The sequence below is a fragment of the Streptococcus gingivalis genome (genome assembly GCF_035544715.1).
Classification (GTDB): Bacteria; Bacillota; Bacilli; order Lactobacillales; family Streptococcaceae; genus Streptococcus; species Streptococcus gingivalis.
Genome location: NZ_JAYKTO010000002.1, coordinates 833710 through 849321 on the forward strand (window position 1 = coordinate 833710; position 15612 = coordinate 849321).

Annotated in this window: 14 protein-coding genes, 1 tRNA gene and 1 pseudogene; 14 read left to right on the plus strand and 2 right to left on the minus strand. The window is 44.6% G+C overall.

The window, feature by feature from the left end:
- Positions 1 to 40: 40 nt before the first annotated feature.
- From SM122_RS10930 to SM122_RS10465, 3 genes and pseudogenes are all read left to right on the plus strand, one after another.
- Positions 41 to 1495: pseudogene (locus SM122_RS10930) on the plus strand (DNA translocase FtsK); the annotation flags it as partial.
- A gap of 66 nt (positions 1496 to 1561) precedes the next feature.
- Positions 1562 to 1948 (plus strand): SMU1112c/YaeR family gloxylase I-like metalloprotein, encoded by a 387-nt coding sequence (gloA2, locus tag SM122_RS10460; protein ID WP_195326747.1) that lies wholly within the window; start codon positions 1562 to 1564, stop codon positions 1946 to 1948.
- 8 nt (positions 1949 to 1956) lie between these two features.
- A complete protein-coding gene (locus tag SM122_RS10465) occupies positions 1957 to 4275 on the plus strand; it encodes an HAD-IC family P-type ATPase (RefSeq protein ID WP_195326748.1) in 2319 nt (772 codons plus the stop codon).
- Between the two features lie 181 nt (positions 4276 to 4456).
- Here the strand turns inward: SM122_RS10465 and SM122_RS10470 are convergent, their stop codons facing one another.
- On the minus strand, positions 4457 to 4801 hold the full coding sequence (locus SM122_RS10470) for a DUF3397 family protein (protein WP_013903943.1): 345 nt from the start codon (positions 4799 to 4801) through the stop codon (positions 4457 to 4459).
- A 160-nt stretch (positions 4802 to 4961) separates the two neighbouring features.
- Between SM122_RS10470 and rplK the strand changes: the two genes are divergently transcribed.
- The 8 genes from rplK (at position 4962) to SM122_RS10510 (ending at position 11441) form a co-directional block, all read left to right on the plus strand.
- Positions 4962 to 5387, plus strand: coding sequence for a 50S ribosomal protein L11 (gene rplK, locus SM122_RS10475; protein WP_006595850.1), 426 nt, complete (start codon positions 4962 to 4964; stop codon positions 5385 to 5387).
- 97 nt (positions 5388 to 5484) lie between these two features.
- Positions 5485 to 6174 (plus strand): 50S ribosomal protein L1, encoded by a 690-nt coding sequence (gene rplA / locus SM122_RS10480; RefSeq protein WP_003005355.1) that lies wholly within the window; start codon positions 5485 to 5487, stop codon positions 6172 to 6174.
- A gap of 128 nt (positions 6175 to 6302) precedes the next feature.
- The gene (locus SM122_RS10485) at positions 6303 to 7745 is read left to right on the plus strand and encodes an APC family permease (RefSeq protein ID WP_155170025.1); all 1443 of its coding nucleotides are present in this window, start codon (positions 6303 to 6305) and stop codon (positions 7743 to 7745) included.
- 135 nt (positions 7746 to 7880) lie between these two features.
- The gene (gene pyrH, locus SM122_RS10490) at positions 7881 to 8612 is read left to right on the plus strand and encodes a UMP kinase (RefSeq protein ID WP_009731451.1); all 732 of its coding nucleotides are present in this window, start codon (positions 7881 to 7883) and stop codon (positions 8610 to 8612) included.
- Between the two features lie 19 nt (positions 8613 to 8631).
- The gene (gene frr, locus SM122_RS10495; protein WP_003005165.1) at positions 8632 to 9189 is read left to right on the plus strand and encodes a ribosome recycling factor; all 558 of its coding nucleotides are present in this window, start codon (positions 8632 to 8634) and stop codon (positions 9187 to 9189) included.
- Positions 9190 to 9288: 99 nt separating this feature from the next.
- On the plus strand, positions 9289 to 10143 hold the full coding sequence (gene cvfB / locus SM122_RS10500; protein WP_003005366.1) for an RNA-binding virulence regulatory protein CvfB: 855 nt from the start codon (positions 9289 to 9291) through the stop codon (positions 10141 to 10143).
- A gap of 10 nt (positions 10144 to 10153) precedes the next feature.
- Positions 10154 to 10369: a YozE family protein gene (locus tag SM122_RS10505; RefSeq protein ID WP_003005127.1), complete on the plus strand. Its 216-nt coding sequence runs from the start codon at positions 10154 to 10156 to the stop codon at positions 10367 to 10369.
- 79 nt (positions 10370 to 10448) lie between these two features.
- Positions 10449 to 11441, plus strand: a complete 993-nt coding sequence (locus SM122_RS10510) for a PhoH family protein (RefSeq protein ID WP_324738340.1) — start codon at positions 10449 to 10451, stop codon at positions 11439 to 11441.
- Between the two features lie 47 nt (positions 11442 to 11488).
- Here SM122_RS10510 and ald read toward each other — a convergent pair whose 3' ends face one another.
- Positions 11489 to 12601, minus strand: coding sequence for an alanine dehydrogenase (gene ald / locus SM122_RS10515; RefSeq protein WP_041826407.1), 1113 nt, complete (start codon positions 12599 to 12601; stop codon positions 11489 to 11491).
- A 200-nt stretch (positions 12602 to 12801) separates the two neighbouring features.
- Between ald and SM122_RS10520 the strand changes: the two genes are divergently transcribed.
- The 3 genes from SM122_RS10520 to tetA(46) all read left to right on the plus strand — a co-directional run bounded on the left by SM122_RS10520 (position 12802) and on the right by tetA(46) (position 15611).
- Positions 12802 to 13371 (plus strand): GNAT family N-acetyltransferase, encoded by a 570-nt coding sequence (locus SM122_RS10520; protein ID WP_324738341.1) that lies wholly within the window; start codon positions 12802 to 12804, stop codon positions 13369 to 13371.
- Between the two features lie 50 nt (positions 13372 to 13421).
- Positions 13422 to 13494 (plus strand) — tRNA-Thr (locus SM122_RS10525).
- A gap of 392 nt (positions 13495 to 13886) precedes the next feature.
- Positions 13887 to 15611: a tetracycline efflux ABC transporter Tet(46) subunit A gene (tetA(46), locus tag SM122_RS10530; RefSeq protein ID WP_195326752.1), complete on the plus strand. Its 1725-nt coding sequence runs from the start codon at positions 13887 to 13889 to the stop codon at positions 15609 to 15611.
- Position 15612 lies beyond the last annotated feature (1 nt).

Below are 15612 nucleotides of genomic sequence, written 5' to 3' on the forward strand. Positions count from 1 at the left end.
GCTTCCGGTAGCCGAAGAATTCGAAGACGATGGGGAAGAAGTTCAAGTGGATTTTACACCTAAGGAATTGCTCCAGTACAAGCTTCCAACCATTGATCTCTTCGCACCTGACAAGCCCAAAAATCAATCCAAAGAGAAAAACATCGTTCGTCAGAATATCCGCATTTTGGAAGAGACCTTTGCAAGCTTCAATATCAAGGCGACAGTGGAGCGGGCAGAAATCGGTCCTTCTGTTACCAAGTATGAAGTCAAGCCAGCTGTCGGTGTGCGGGTCAACCGCATTTCGAACCTAGCAGATGATTTGGCCTTGGCCCTAGCTGCTAAGGATGTGCGGATTGAAGCACCGATTCCAGGGAAGTCTCTGGTCGGGATTGAAGTGCCTAACTCAGAGATTGCGACCGTTTCTTTCCGTGAATTGTGGGAGCAGTCCAAAACAGATCCAGCTAAACTCCTTGAGATTCCTCTTGGGAAGGCTGTAGATGGCTCGGCACGAACCTTTGATTTGGCTCGGATGCCCCACCTCTTGGTAGCGGGTTCTACCGGATCTGGTAAGTCGGTAGCGGTCAATGGGATTATTTCGAGTATCTTGATGAAGGCCCGTCCGGACGAAGTCAAGTTTATGATGGTCGATCCAAAGATGGTGGAGCTTTCTGTCTACAATGATATTCCTCACCTCTTGATTCCAGTGGTGACCAACCCACGCAAGGCCAGTCGGGCCCTGCAGAAGGTCGTTGATGAGATGGAAAATCGCTATGAGCTCTTCTCGAAAGTGGGTGCTCGTAATATTGCTGGCTTTAATGCCAAGGTGGTGGAGCACAATGCCCAGTCTGAGATGAAGCAAGTGCCCCTTCCATTGATTGTGGTCATTGTCGATGAGTTGGCAGACTTGATGATGGTCGCAAGTAAAGAAGTGGAAGATGCCATTATCCGCCTTGGACAAAAGGCGCGTGCGGCTGGGATCCACATGATTCTTGCGACTCAACGGCCATCGGTTGACGTTATCTCAGGTTTGATCAAGGCCAATGTGCCTTCCCGTGTCGCTTTTGCGGTATCATCTGGGACCGACTCACGGACCATCTTGGATGAAAATGGAGCGGAGAAATTGCTCGGTCGCGGAGACATGCTCTTTAAACCGATCGATGAAAACCACCCGATTCGTCTGCAAGGATCCTTTATCTCAGATGACGATGTCGAGCGGATTGTCAACTTTATCAAGGAGCAGGCAGAAGCCGATTATGATGATGCCTTTGATCCAGGCGAAGTGTCGGAATCGGACTTTGACGGAGGCATGGGTGGCTCTGATGAAGGCGATCCTCTCTTTGAAGAGGCCAAGGCGCTCGTGGTTGAAACTCAAAAAGCCAGTGCTTCGATGATTCAGCGCCGCTTATCCGTTGGCTTTAACCGAGCGACTCGCCTCATGGAAGAGTTGGAAGCAGCCGGTGTGATTGGACCTGCTGAAGGAACCAAGCCTCGGAAAGTATTGCAACAATCATAAGGATAGGGAAAAAGGGCGCTTGTCCCACTCCCTTTTCTTTTTATAGGAAATAGAAAGTAGGACCAGATGAAGTTAGACACCATTCATCATATTGCCATCATTGGACGGGATCGCGACGCCATGTTGCATTTCTATGTGGACCAGTTGGGCTTTGCGATTGTCAGTGAATATGACCGTCCTGAACGCGGAGATATCTTGATCAATCTCCGTCAGGGCCAGCTGACGTTAGAACTCTTTATCAAACCGACGGCCCCAGACCGGCCTAAGCTCCCCTTGCCCGAGCATGCGGGACTGCGTCATCTGGCCTTTCAAGTGGACGATGTAGAGACCTATCTAGCTAGATTGGATCAGCTAGGTATTGAGAATACAGGCCTTCGCTATGATGATTTTGATGGCAAGAAGATGGCATTTTTCTTCGATCCAGAAGGATTGCCCTTGGAAATACATGAGTGAGGAAAGCAATGGTTAGATTAGAAGGACTCAGTCAGGAAGAAGTAGCGAAAAAGATCCAAGAGGGCAAGCAAAATAAGGTCACGATCAAGACAGAAAAAAGCCTAGGACAGATCATTCGAGACAATGTCTTTACCTACTTTAATCTGATATTTTTGATTTTGGCTATTTTGCTGGTAGCAGTGAAATCTTGGAACAATCTCTTGTTTGTCCCGATTGTCGTGGTCAACTCCTTAGTTGGTATTGTACAGGAAGTCCGTTCTAGACGGATCTTGCGTCAGATGCAATTTCTACACATGAGTGAGGCGATCGCTCTTCGTGAAGGTAAAGAAGTCGCTCTACCTATCGATCAGCTGGTGGAGGGTGATCTCGTTCGCTTTCAAGCTGGAGACCAGATCTATGCGGATGGGGTCTTGCTGGAGGGCGAGCTAAAAGTCGATGAGTCGCAATTGACAGGTGAAGCTGATGAGGTCAAAAAAGGAGCGCAAGATGCGCTCATGTCAGGTAGCTTTGTGATTGCTGGTCAAGGACTGGCACGATTGGAAAAAGTGGGGAATGACTCCTACATCAACCAATTGAGCTTGGAAGCCAAGCAGGTCAAGTCCCATGAGGAGTCTGATATGGTTCATGCAGTTAACCGCATCGTAGGGATCATTGGTCTCCTTATCATTCCTCTAGGCTCGCTCCTTTTTCTTCGTAGCTATATCAGCCTAGGCGATAGCCTAAAGCTCAGTGTGACTTCAACAGTCGGGGCCTTGATTGGGATGATTCCAGAAGGTTTGTACCTCTTGATGACCTTGGCACTGGCTCTTGGTGCTGTCAGATTGGCCAAGGAAAAGGTTCTGCTCAATAGCATGAAGGGGATTGAGACCTTATCGCGCGTGGATGTCCTTTGTGTCGATAAGACAGGGACCATTACAGAGCCTGGTATGGAAGTGACAGAGATTCGTCCAGCTAAAGACGCTCAAGACTTGGAAGCTCTAGCTCAGTATGTCAAGGCTAGTATGGATCAAAATGACACCATGGATGCGATCCGAAAATTTCACAAGACACCAGTTAGCCGGCCTTGGAAGACTCTTGAAATACTGCCCTTTACGTCCAAGAAAAAGTATGGGGCCATTGCCTTTGAAACTGGGATCTATGTATTAGGCGCACCAGAATTTGTCTTAAGAGAAGACTTCTCTGAGCTTGAAAAAGAGATCGCCCCTGCTACGCAGGCAGGCCATCGGGTCTTGGCCTTTGGAAAATATAGAGGAGAAGACCTTAGAGAGACGTTAGAGGCTCCTGTAGATTTGGTAGCCTGGATTATTCTCTCCAATCCTTTGAGAAAAAATGCCAAAGAAACCTTTGCTTACTTTAAGAAACAAGGAGTGAGCATCAAGGTTATTTCAGGAGACAACCCAGCTACTGTCTCTGCTATTGCACAAAAAGCAGGCATTGAAGGAGCAGAAGACCTGATTGATGCCAGAACCTTGCAGACGGAAGAAGACTTGCACCAAGCGGCGAGCCAGTATACAGTCTTTGGTCGGGTGACCCCAGAGCAAAAGAAAAGCCTTGTAGAAGGCTTGCAGGCAAAAGGACACAAGGTCGCTATGACAGGAGATGGCGTCAACGATATTTTAGCCTTAAAAACAGCGGATTGTAGTATTGCGATGGAATCTGGAAATGATGCGACCAAAAAGATGGCGCAAGTGGTCTTACTGGATTCTGACTTTGGGAAGATGCCGTCTATCGTGGCAGAAGGTCGTCGGGTGGTCAATAACATTCAGCGATCAGCTAGTCTCTTTTTGATCAAGAATATCTTCTCCATTTTGTTGGCTATCTCAGTGACGCTCTTAGCCTTTACCTATCCGATCATGCCGTCGCAGATGTCTTTGATCAGTGGTTTTACAATTGGGATTCCAGGATTCTTCCTAGCGCTTGAGCCCAATAGCGAGCGCATCAAAGGACGCTTTATTGAAACGGTCTTTAAAAATGCGCTACCTGCTGCCTTGACGGATTTTATACTGATCTTCAGTCTGGTATTGCTCTCTTCAACATTTGGCATGAGTTCTGAAGAGCTCTCGAGTGCAGCCATCTGCTTGATGGCCTTCGTCGGTTTTACCATCATCTACCAAGAATCCCAGCCTCTCAATCACTACAAGAGACTGGTTCTCCTAGGAAATATCCTAGCTTTTCTGGTTTCAAGTAGTATCCTAGGGAAATTCTTTAACATGAGCCCCTTGAGGCTTCAAACGCTGCTTATCTGCGCCATCATGGCGGTTCTCGCTCTCATCTTGATTCAACTCTTCAAGAAGTTAGTGGGTTGGTTCTTTCATCGGAAGAAATAAAAGAAAGTGAGTGGGACAGAAATCGGTAATTCGTTAGAATTCGATTTCGTCGTCCCACCTCCGCACAGTTGAGTAGGGCTGTAAAAGCTGATGAAATCAGCGTAGTAGAGCCCACTCAACCACTGCGTCTTGCTCGACAACAAAAAGAGGCTAGGACTTTTGTCCTAGCCTCTTTTTGGCATTAGATAAATAAACTAGCGGTTAGGATCAGATAGAGCAAGAAGGTGACTAGAAATCCCGCACGCCAGAAGTATTTGATAAATTTCGGATAATAAAAACTCTTTTTCTTTTTTAAGAAATAAATCGTTAGCCCCAAGGCTAAAAGCGAAAGGCTTAAAGCTAGCAGCGGTAAGAGGCTGTGATAAAAGGCGCTGTCTGAGATCAGGTAGTACTCTAGGGCAAATAAAGGAAAGGCAATATCGGTGGATCGCCATCCTCTTTTTTGAAGCTTAAAGAGGTGAACAATGATACCACTCAGAATCAGCGTTAAAAAAATAAATAATACAGAAGCAACTTTGATTAACATAGCTTCATTCTATCATAAAACGAAAAAAAAGTTTACTATATTTTAATTTTTTCTTGCAAAAAAAGAGAAATCGTGTATAATAGAAAGGTATGCACAAAGCATACTTGTGGGAGGTAAAAATCTGTAATTACCGCCAAAACCACAAAGGAGGATTTAAGAAATGGCTAAAAAAGTCGAAAAACTTGTAAAATTGCAAATCCCTGCTGGTAAAGCTACTCCAGCTCCACCGGTTGGACCAGCACTTGGTCAAGCAGGTATCAATATCATGGGATTCACTAAAGAGTTTAACGCTCGTACGGCTGACCAAGCTGGTATGATCATCCCAGTTGTGATCACTGTTTATGAAGATAAATCATTTGATTTCGTTACAAAAACACCACCAGCTGCTGTTCTTTTGAAAAAAGCTGCAGGTGTTGAAAAAGGATCAGGTACACCGAACAAAACGAAAGTTGCAACAGTTACTCGTGCACAAGTACAAGAAATTGCTGAAACTAAGATGCCAGATTTGAACGCTGCAAACATTGAGTCTGCAATGCGTATGATCGAAGGTACTGCTCGTTCTATGGGATTCACTGTTACTGACTAATTGTAACAATCCTATTTGCCCGCAATACACTTGATCAAATGACGAGTGACGTGGGAGATGAAAATCGATATGACCACATTACAAGGAGAAAGATAAAATGGCTAAAAAAAGCAAACAACTTCGTGCTGCTCTTGAAAAAATCGACAGCACAAAAGTCTACAGCGTAGAAGAAGCTGTAGCTCTTGCAAAAGAAACTAACTTTGCAAAATTTGACGCAACTGTAGAAGTTGCATACAACTTGAACATCGACGTGAAAAAAGCTGACCAACAAATCCGTGGTGCAATGGTATTGCCAAACGGAACTGGTAAAACTGCTCGCGTTCTTGTATTTGCACGTGGTGCAAAAGCTGAAGAAGCAAAAGCTGCTGGTGCAGACTTCGTAGGTGAAGATGACCTTGTTGCGAAAATCAACGATGGTTGGTTGGACTTCGACGTAGTTATCGCTACACCTGACATGATGGCTCTTGTTGGACGTCTTGGACGTGTCCTTGGACCACGTAACTTGATGCCAAACCCTAAAACTGGTACAGTAACAATGGATGTTGCGAAAGCAGTTGAAGAGTCTAAAGGTGGTAAAATCACTTACCGTGCTGATAAAGCAGGTATCGTTCAAGCGATCATCGGTAAAGTTTCATTCGATGATACTAAATTGGTTGAAAACTTTAAAGCTTTCAACGACACAATCCAAAAAGCAAAACCAGCTACAGCTAAGGGTACTTATGTAACTAGCTTGACTTTGACTACAACTCAAGGTCCTGGTATCAAAGTGGACGTTAACTCACTTTAATTGAAATGAAAAAGCTACCTTCGGGTAGCTTTTTTCTTTTAAAAAATTTCAACAAATGTTAGAGAAAACGCTTACAAATCAAAAGTAAAATGATATACTAGATCTATTAAAAAATAAGGAGATCTATTATGAAGAAAGATCACAACCAATTAAATTGGCTCATGGTCTCACTCATTGCTTTTAATATGGTGTGGGGATTGGGAAATGTCGTGAATAACTATTCGACCCAAGGCATTTCTGTTATTGTTTCCTGGATCCTGATCTTGGCAATTTATTTCATTCCCTATGCTTTGATCGTTGGCCAATTGGGCTCAACCTTTAAAGAAAGTGGGGGTGGTGTCAGTGAGTGGGTTGAAAAGACATCTACAAAACGTCTCGCCTATTTTGCGGCCTGGACCTACTGGGTTGTACATATTCCCTATTTAGCTCAAAAACCTCAGCGAATTCTGATTTCTCTAGGTTGGGTTCTTCAAGGGAATGACAAATTTGTGAGTGGCTTAAGCATCCAATGGGTGGTTATCCTTTGCTTGATTATTTTTGGAATTTTTCTCTATCTCTCTACCAAAGGTTTGATGACCTTGAAAGTCATTGGTGGTTTGGCTGGTAGTGCCATGCTGATCATGTCCTTCCTTTTTGTCTTATTAGCAGTTGGAGTTCCTTTCATCAATCCGGGTATGCAATTTGCGACCCAACATATGGAACAGGTGAGCACCTATATTCCAAACTTTGACTTCTCTTATTTTACTACCATTTCTCTCTTAGTCTTTGCGGTAGGTGGAGCTGAGAAGATCTCTCCTTATGTCAACCAAACCCGTAATCCTGCGCGTGAATTTCCGAAAGGAATGATTGTCATGGCAATCATGGTTGGACTTTCTGCCATTCTTGGTTCCTTGGCTATGGGGATGCTCTTTGACAGTGGACATATTCCAGAAGATTTGATGCGAAATGGAGCCTTCCAAGCTTTCCAAATTCTTGGAAAACACTGGGGAGTTGGGAATGTCTTAGTGATTATCTATGCTTTGACAGACATGATTGGACAAATCGCAGCCCTGGCCTTTTCGATTGATGCTCCGCTTCAAATCTTGCTCCATAATGCAGACGATGAATATATTCCTTCTTGGCTTCGCAAACGTAGCAAGAAAGGCGTCTTGACCAATGGTTACCTCCTGACAGGGATTTTGGTCAGTCTTCTTATCGTCGTTCCCCTCTTTGGGATTCAAGAAATCGATGGGTTAGTAAAATGGATGACCAACCTGAATTCTGTTGTGATGCCAATGCGTTACCTCTGGGTCTTCTTTGCCTATATCATGCTCAATCGTGCTTGGAAGAAGTACAAAGATGCAGAATACAAGATGACCAAGAGTCCAAAACTAGGCTTTATTATTGGAGCTTGGTGCTTCCTGTTCACGGCCTTTGCCTGTATTTTAGGGATGGTGCCAAAAGTGGACTTTAAGGTGGACCCAGTCGCTTGGCAATTCTCTCTATTGACCAATATATTGACTCCGCTTGTCTTGATTGCATTAGGCATTATTTTGCCATGGATTGCCCGTCGCGAAAAGAAAAAAGTCTAATGGTAAATCCTAGTCCTCGGACTGGGATTTTTCCTTGTTAGACAGCTTTTTGAAAATAAAAAATTTTGATGGATATGACTATATAAAAAACGTAATTTATGGTAAAATAATACAGATCAAAAAAGGAGAGAGAAAATGGTAGAACCTAAGTATAAACGTATCTTAATCAAGCTATCTGGTGAAGCCCTTGCCGGCGAACGTGGTGTCGGAATCGATATCAAAACTGTCCAAAAAATGGCTCAAGAAATCAAGGAAGTTCACGAACTTGGAATTGAAATTGCCTTGGTTATCGGAGGTGGAAATCTTTGGCGTGGAGAACCTGCTGCTGAAGCAGGGATGGATCGTGTCCAAGCAGACTACACAGGGATGCTCGGAACTGTCATGAATGCTCTTGTGATGGCAGATTCGCTTCAACAAGTTGGTGTGGATACCCGTGTTCAAACAGCGATTGCCATGCAACAAGTCGCAGAACCTTATATCCGTGGTCGTGCCCTTCGTCACCTTGAAAAAGATCGGATCGTGATCTTTGGTGCCGGGATTGGTTCTCCTTACTTCTCAACAGATACGACCGCAGCCCTTCGTGCAGCTGAAATTGAAGCAGATGCCATTCTTATGGCCAAAAATGGGGTGGATGGTGTTTACAATGCCGACCCGAAAAAAGATGCTTCAGCTGTGAAATTTGAGGAATTGACCCACCGTGATGTCATCAACAAAGGTCTTCGCATCATGGACTCAACAGCCTCCACTCTCTCCATGGACAACGACATTGACTTGGTTGTCTTTAATATGAATGAACCAGGCAATATCAAACGCGTTGTCTTTGGTGAAAATATCGGTACAACTGTATCAAATAACGTAGAAAAATAATAGAAAATAGAGGAAAATTATGGCAAACCCAATCGTAGAAAAAGCAAAAGAAAGAATGACTCAGTCTCACCAAAGTTTGGGACGTGAATTTGGTAGCATCCGTGCTGGACGTGCAAATGCAAGTCTTTTGGATCGTATTTTCGTAGAATACTACGGAGTAGAGACACCATTGAACCAATTGGCATCTATCACCATTCCAGAAGCGCGTGTCTTGTTGATCACTCCATTTGATAAATCATCTTTGAAAGACATCGAGCACAGCATCAATGCTTCTGACCTTGGCATCACTCCAGCCAACGATGGATCTGTTATCCGCTTGGTTATCCCAGCTTTGACAGAAGAAACTCGTCGTGACTTGGCAAAAGAAGTGAAAAAAGTGGGTGAAAATGCTAAAGTAGCGATCCGTAACATCCGTCGTGATGCTATGGATGAAGCGAAGAAACAAGAAAAAGCAAAAGAAATCACAGAAGATGAATTGAAAGGTCTTGAAAAAGAGATTCAAAAAGTTACGGATGACGCTGTTAAGCATGTAGATGAAATGACAGCGCACAAAGAAAAAGAATTGATGGAAGTTTAATCTATCCCAACCATTACAGGAAAGAAAGACTCAGTTGGCACTGCTGGCTGGGTTTTATTTCCATTATTCTTGTGAAGAGGCAAGAGGAAAGAAGGAAACATGAATACGAATCTAGCAAGCTACATCATGGGAATGGTCATTGATGAAAATGATCACTTCTATTTTGTTCAAAAAGATGGCCAGACCTACGCGCTTGATAAAGCAGAAGGCCCACACCAAGTCGGAGAAAGTGTCAAGGGCTTTGCCTATACAGATATGAAGCAAAAACTACGACTCACGACACTTGAAGTCACTGCAACTCAAGAAAGCTTTGGCTGGGGAACGGTCACGGAAGTGCGCAAGGATTTGGGAGTCTTCGTGGATACAGGGCTTCCAGATAAGCAGATTGTTGTCTCACTAGATATCCTACCGGAGATCAAAGATCTATGGCCTAAAAAGGGCGATCGTCTCTATATTCGTTTAGAAGTCGATAAGAAAGATCGGATTTGGGGGATCTTAGCCTACCAGGAAGATTTCCAGCGTTTGGCTCGTCCTGCTTACAACAATATGCAAAACCAAAACTGGCCAGCCATTGTCTACCGCTTGAAATTGTCTGGAACCTTTGTTTACCTTCCAGAGAACAATATGCTGGGCTTTATCCACCCAAGTGAGCGCTATGCAGAACCACGTTTGGGAGAGGTCTTAAATGCTCGCGTCATCGGTTTTCGTGAAGTGGATCGGACCTTGAACTTGTCGCTGAAGCCACGCTCTTTTGAAATGCTTGAAAACGATGCCCAAATGATTCTGACCTATTTGGAAGCCAATGGAGGCTTTATGACCCTGAATGATAAGTCATCTCCAGAAGAGATCAAGGCAACCTTTGGGATTTCAAAAGGGCAGTTCAAAAAGGCTTTGGGGGGGCTGATGAAGGCCAAAAAAATCAAGCAAGACCAGTTTGGAACAGAGTTGATCTAAGAGGAGGCTTATGCGAAAATCATTTTATACTTGGTTGATGACGGAGCGCAATCCTAAAAGCAATGCTCCTAAGGCCATTTTAGCGGATCTTGCATTTCATGAGTCCGCTTTTCCCAAGCATACAGATGACTTCGACGAGGTTAGTCGCTATCTAGAAGAGCATGCGAGCTTTTCCTTTAATCTTGGCGATTTTGATGCGATTTGGGAAGAATACCAAGCCCACTAGAAAAGGACAGGTCGAGGATGGTTTTTTCTCGGCCTCTTTGTTATAATAATAGAAAAACACAGGTAGAGAGGTTCTTTATTTGCAAGAACATTCAGTTGAAATTACATTAACGCATCCAGACGATCTCTTTCATTTGTTTGGATCCAACGAACGCCATCTTCGTTTGATGGAGAAAGAATTTGGGGTAACTATTCATGCCCGGACAGAAATCGTCCAAATCATTGGGGAAGAAGAAACCTGCGAGCAAGTTCGTCAAGTCATCCAGGCTCTCTTGGTCCTCGTCAACCGTGGCATGACCATTGGAACGCCAGATGTGGTGACCGCCATTACCATGGTAAGAAATGGAGAATTGGATAAGTTCATCGCTCTCTATGAAGAAGAGATTATCAAGGATAGTTACGGCAAGCCCATTCGGGTTAAAACGCTTGGTCAAAAGATCTATGTCGATAGTGTCAAGAACCATGATGTCACTTTTGGGATTGGACCAGCGGGGACTGGGAAAACCTTCCTGGCAGTGACCTTGGCTGTGACTGCCCTCAAGCGTGGTCAAGTCAAGCGGATCATTTTGACGCGTCCTGCTGTTGAAGCTGGAGAGAGCCTTGGTTTCCTACCAGGGGATCTCAAAGAAAAAGTGGACCCTTATCTACGACCGGTCTATGATGCTCTATACCAGATTTTAGGGAAAGACCAAACAACTCGGATGATGGAGCGGGAGATTATCGAGATTGCGCCTTTGGCTTATATGCGGGGGCGGACCTTGGACGATGCCTTTGTCATCCTCGATGAAGCGCAAAATACCACCATCATGCAGATGAAGATGTTTTTGACCCGTCTTGGTTTTAACTCTAAGATGATTGTCAATGGAGATACTAGCCAGATTGACCTTCCTCGAAATGTCAAATCCGGCTTGATTGATGCTCAGGAGAAATTGAAGAACATTTCTCAAATTGACTTTGTGCATTTCTCTGCTAAGGATGTCGTTCGTCATCCTGTAGTAGCAGAAATTATCCGGGCCTACGAGCCCATCCCAAATTCAGTGCTCAAAGAAGAATCGGATGTGGAAGAAGAATAAAAGAAAAGGCAAAGATCATCGGATCTTTGCCTTTTGAATGTTAGATATTAAACCAATTCATCAATTGGTGTGAAGTCACGCTCTAAACCGGTAGCAACGGGTTGGCTAGTGATGTGACCTTGGTAAGTGGTGACCCCTTGGCGCAGGCCTTCGTCGAGGGAAATTGCCTTGTGGAAGCCATTGTCAGCTAGGGATTCGACATAAGGAAGGGTCACATTGGTAAGGGCGATAGTAGAGGTACGAGCGACAGCCCCTGGGATATTGGCAACGGCATAGTGGAGTACGCCATGTTTTTCGTAAACTGGCTCCGTATGCGTTGTGACACGGTCTGCTGTTTCGATAACACCACCTTGATCAACGGCCACATCGACGATGACTGAACCGGGACGCATTTGTTTAACCATATCGTCTGTTACTAATTTAGGAGCTTTCGCACCAGGAATCAAGACAGCACCGATGACAACATCGGCATCACGGACGCTGGCTTCAATGTTAAATGGGTTGGACATAAGGGTTTGGATTTGGTGACCAAAGACATCTTCCAGAACTGCCAAACGCTTAGCGCTGATATCTAAGATAGTCACTTGGGCACCGAGTCCAAGGGCGATCCGAGCTGCATGGGTTCCAACGACCCCGCCTCCTATGATGGTGACTTTCCCTTTGGGAACACCTGGCACCCCACCTAGGAGGACACCAGACCCACCTTCTTGTTTGGTTAAAAAGTGAGCACCGATTTGCACGGCCATCCGTCCAGCAACCTCACTCATTGGCACCAAGAGAGGCAATTGTCCATCTAAGTCACGCACCGTTTCGTAGGCCACCCCAGTTGTCTTGGCTGCGACCATAGCGTCTGCTAATTCAGGTGCGGCGGCCATATGCAAGTAAGTGAAGAGCAAGAGGTCTTCGCGAAGGAAGCCATATTCTTCAGCGAGGGGTTCTTTGACTTTGACCACCATCTCAGCTGCCCAAGCTTCTGCAGCAGTTGCAACGATGGTTGCCCCTTGCTTCGTGTAATCTTCATCCGCAAAGCCAGAACCAAGTCCAGCATTTGTTTCTACCAAAACGTGATGACCTTTCTTCACCAAGCTTTGTACACCTGCAGGTGTCAAACCGACCCGATTTTCGTTGTTTTTAATTTCTTTAGGAATTCCAATGAGCATTTTTGCCTCCTTGCTCAGATTTAGGTGTAAAAAGGCCATTGGTGTGAGATGGCTCTCTTGACTCAATGACCTTTTCACTCCTTATCTGATTGTTTTGATTGATTTTATTGTATAGAAAAGTGGGTTAAAAAGCAAGAAAAATTTGAGCTTGCCTTCCTTTAGGTTATTTGCTAAACTAATCCCTAAAGAAGGAGTGTCAAATGGAAAATTTATATGTGAAGTTAGCGGCTTATCGAGAAATAGAGACTGAGCGCTTGCACTTGCGTCCGGTCACTCTTGAAGATGCACCGGCTATGTTTGAGTATGCTTCTGATGAAACAGTTACGCGCTACACTTTTCCAACCAATCAAAGTCTAGAAGAGACGCGTAATAATATTGCCCTCTTTTACCTAGCGAGCCCACTTGGAAGATGGGGGATCGAGCTCAAAGAAAATGGAAAATTTATCGGGACGATTGATTTACTGGATTTGGATCTTTGTCTGAAGAAGGGGAGTATCGGCTATGTTCTGAATAAAGACTATTGGAACCAAGGTCTTGCGACAGAGGCTACCAAGGCAGTCATTGCTCTGGCTTTTGAACAGTTAGGGATGAACAAGCTCATTGCCGTTCATGATAAGGACAACCCAGCTTCTGGACGGGTGATGGCAAAATCAGGAATGAAATATTCTCACGAGGAGCCCTACGCGATGCTAGACTTGCATGAAGAAGGGAGAATGGTGACGAGAGTTCATTATATCCTCACTAAGGAAGAATATTTGGCAGAAAAATGAGTCAGGATATTGACAAAAGACCTATCTCCATGATATAGTAGATAGGTACTGCTGGTTTAGCTCAGTCGGTAGAGCGCATCCATGGTAAGGATGAGGTCGCCGGTTCAATCCCGGCAACTAGCATAGCAGAAGAGAGAAGCTTAGAGAAGATCTAGGCTTCTTTTTTTGCGACTCCATCTTAAAAATTTTGCTTTTTTCAACAATTTTCAAAAAAACGTTGACAAGCAAGGAAATACGTGGTAAAGTTAGAACAACAAAGAGAAAGGAGAAAACCATCATGAACAAAGTAGATGTTTTGATGACACAATTGAATACACAGCTTCTCCAATCTCAGTTGAGTTCGATGTAAACTATAAATGGAACCCAAGATGGAGGAGTCTGTCTTGGGTTTTTTGTATGCATTTTTACCTGCCTTAACTGAATTGGTGATAGGTATCAGAAGGCCCAAGTGTGGACTGAGACTGCTCTCAGCTCCTTGCTTGGGTTTTTCTGTGCCATTTTGAAAAGGAGAATATATGATCAGAGCTATTTGGGAGTATATCAGGGAACGCAAGTGGCGATATGTGAAGATCGCTATGGTCCTGATTCTTTATGATTACACCTTATTGATCCCGACGCAAGTTATCCAGCGTTTAGTGGATCATTTGAGTCAGCAGACGCTGACGCAATCGAACTTTGTATGGGATATGGTCCTCTTGGTAGGATCAGCCATCCTCAATTACCTGACGGCTTTTTATTGGCAGTTGCGCCTCTTTCAGTCGTCAGTCCATTTCAAGGCGACCCTTCAGGGACAAGCGTTTCGTAAGCTAGTAGCTATGCGGCGTCCCTTTTTTGAGAAATTCCGTTCAGGAGATCTCTTGACGCGCTTTACGACAGATGTGGATGGGATGGCCGATATGGCTGGTTACGGGATGATGGTGCTCCTGTTTGGCGGTGGCTTGTTTGCCTTTATTATTCCGACCATGTTTTTCATTTCTTGGCAATTAACCTTGATTTCCTTTATTCCCATGATCTTCCTCGTCGTCTCTACCTATTTTTTGAGTAGAAAGCAGGAGGAGTATGTTGAGCAAAACCGGGAAGCAGTCGCTCAGTTGAACGATGAGGTCTTGGAGTCGATCGAAGGGATCCGGGTCATGCGGGCCTATAGTAGACGGGACCAGCAGGTCAAACAGTTTCAGAAAAAAACAGCCAGTCTATCCAAAACAGGGGACAAAATTGCCTCTATCCAGTATTCTTTTGGACCTTTAGCCCTGTTGTTTATTGGATTCTCGACGGTCTTGCTCCTGCTATTTGGAGGCCAGTCCCTGGCAAGCGGGCAGTTGAGCCTTGGTAAGTTATTGGCTTTACAGCTGTATTTGGTCTTTTTAATTGAGCCTATGTGGATGATGGCAGACTTAATCTTGGTCTACCAGACAGGGCAAATGTCCTATAAAAAATTAAAAGAAGTGATTGATGAAACAGATGATCTGGAGCCGGATGGTCCTCACTACCTAGAGCAGATTGATTTGGTGCAGTTTAAGGACTATTCTTTCAGCTATCCTGGTGCTGAGCGAAAGAGCCTGTCAGGCATTGATTGGACTATTCAGAAAGGACAGACGGTTGGAATTGTTGGTCGTACCGGAGCAGGAAAGACTACCCTTGTTCGACAATTCTTGCGGCAGTACCCAGTTGGTGAGGGAGAGTTTTTGATCAACCAGCAACCGATCGTCGACTATCAGCGACACTCGATTGAAGAAAAAATTGGTTATGTTTCCCAAGAACATATTTTATTTTCTAAGTCTATCCATGAGAATATAGCGCTTGGTAAAAAAGGAGCCAGCCAAGATGACTTGGTGGAAGCAGTAGCCCAGGCTGCTTTTGCGGATGATCTCGAGCGGATGTCTCATGGAATGGACACCCTGATCGGTGAGAAAGGGGTTTCTGTATCAGGAGGTCAAAAACAACGGATCTCTTTGGCGCGTGCCTTCTTAAGAGATGCAGAGCTCTTGCTGTTAGATGATTCCCTTTCGGCGGTGGATGCGAAGACTGAACAGGCCATTATTGACACGATTCAAAAAGAACGAAAAGACAAGACGACCATCATTGTTTCCCATCGCTTGTCGGCTGTTCATCAGGCTGATTGGATCATCGTCTTGGATCAAGGGCAAATTGTAGAAGAAGGCAGGGCTAGTGATTTATTAGCTCAAGAGGGCTGGTATTATGAACAATACCAACGGCAACAAAAACAGGAAGGAGAATAAG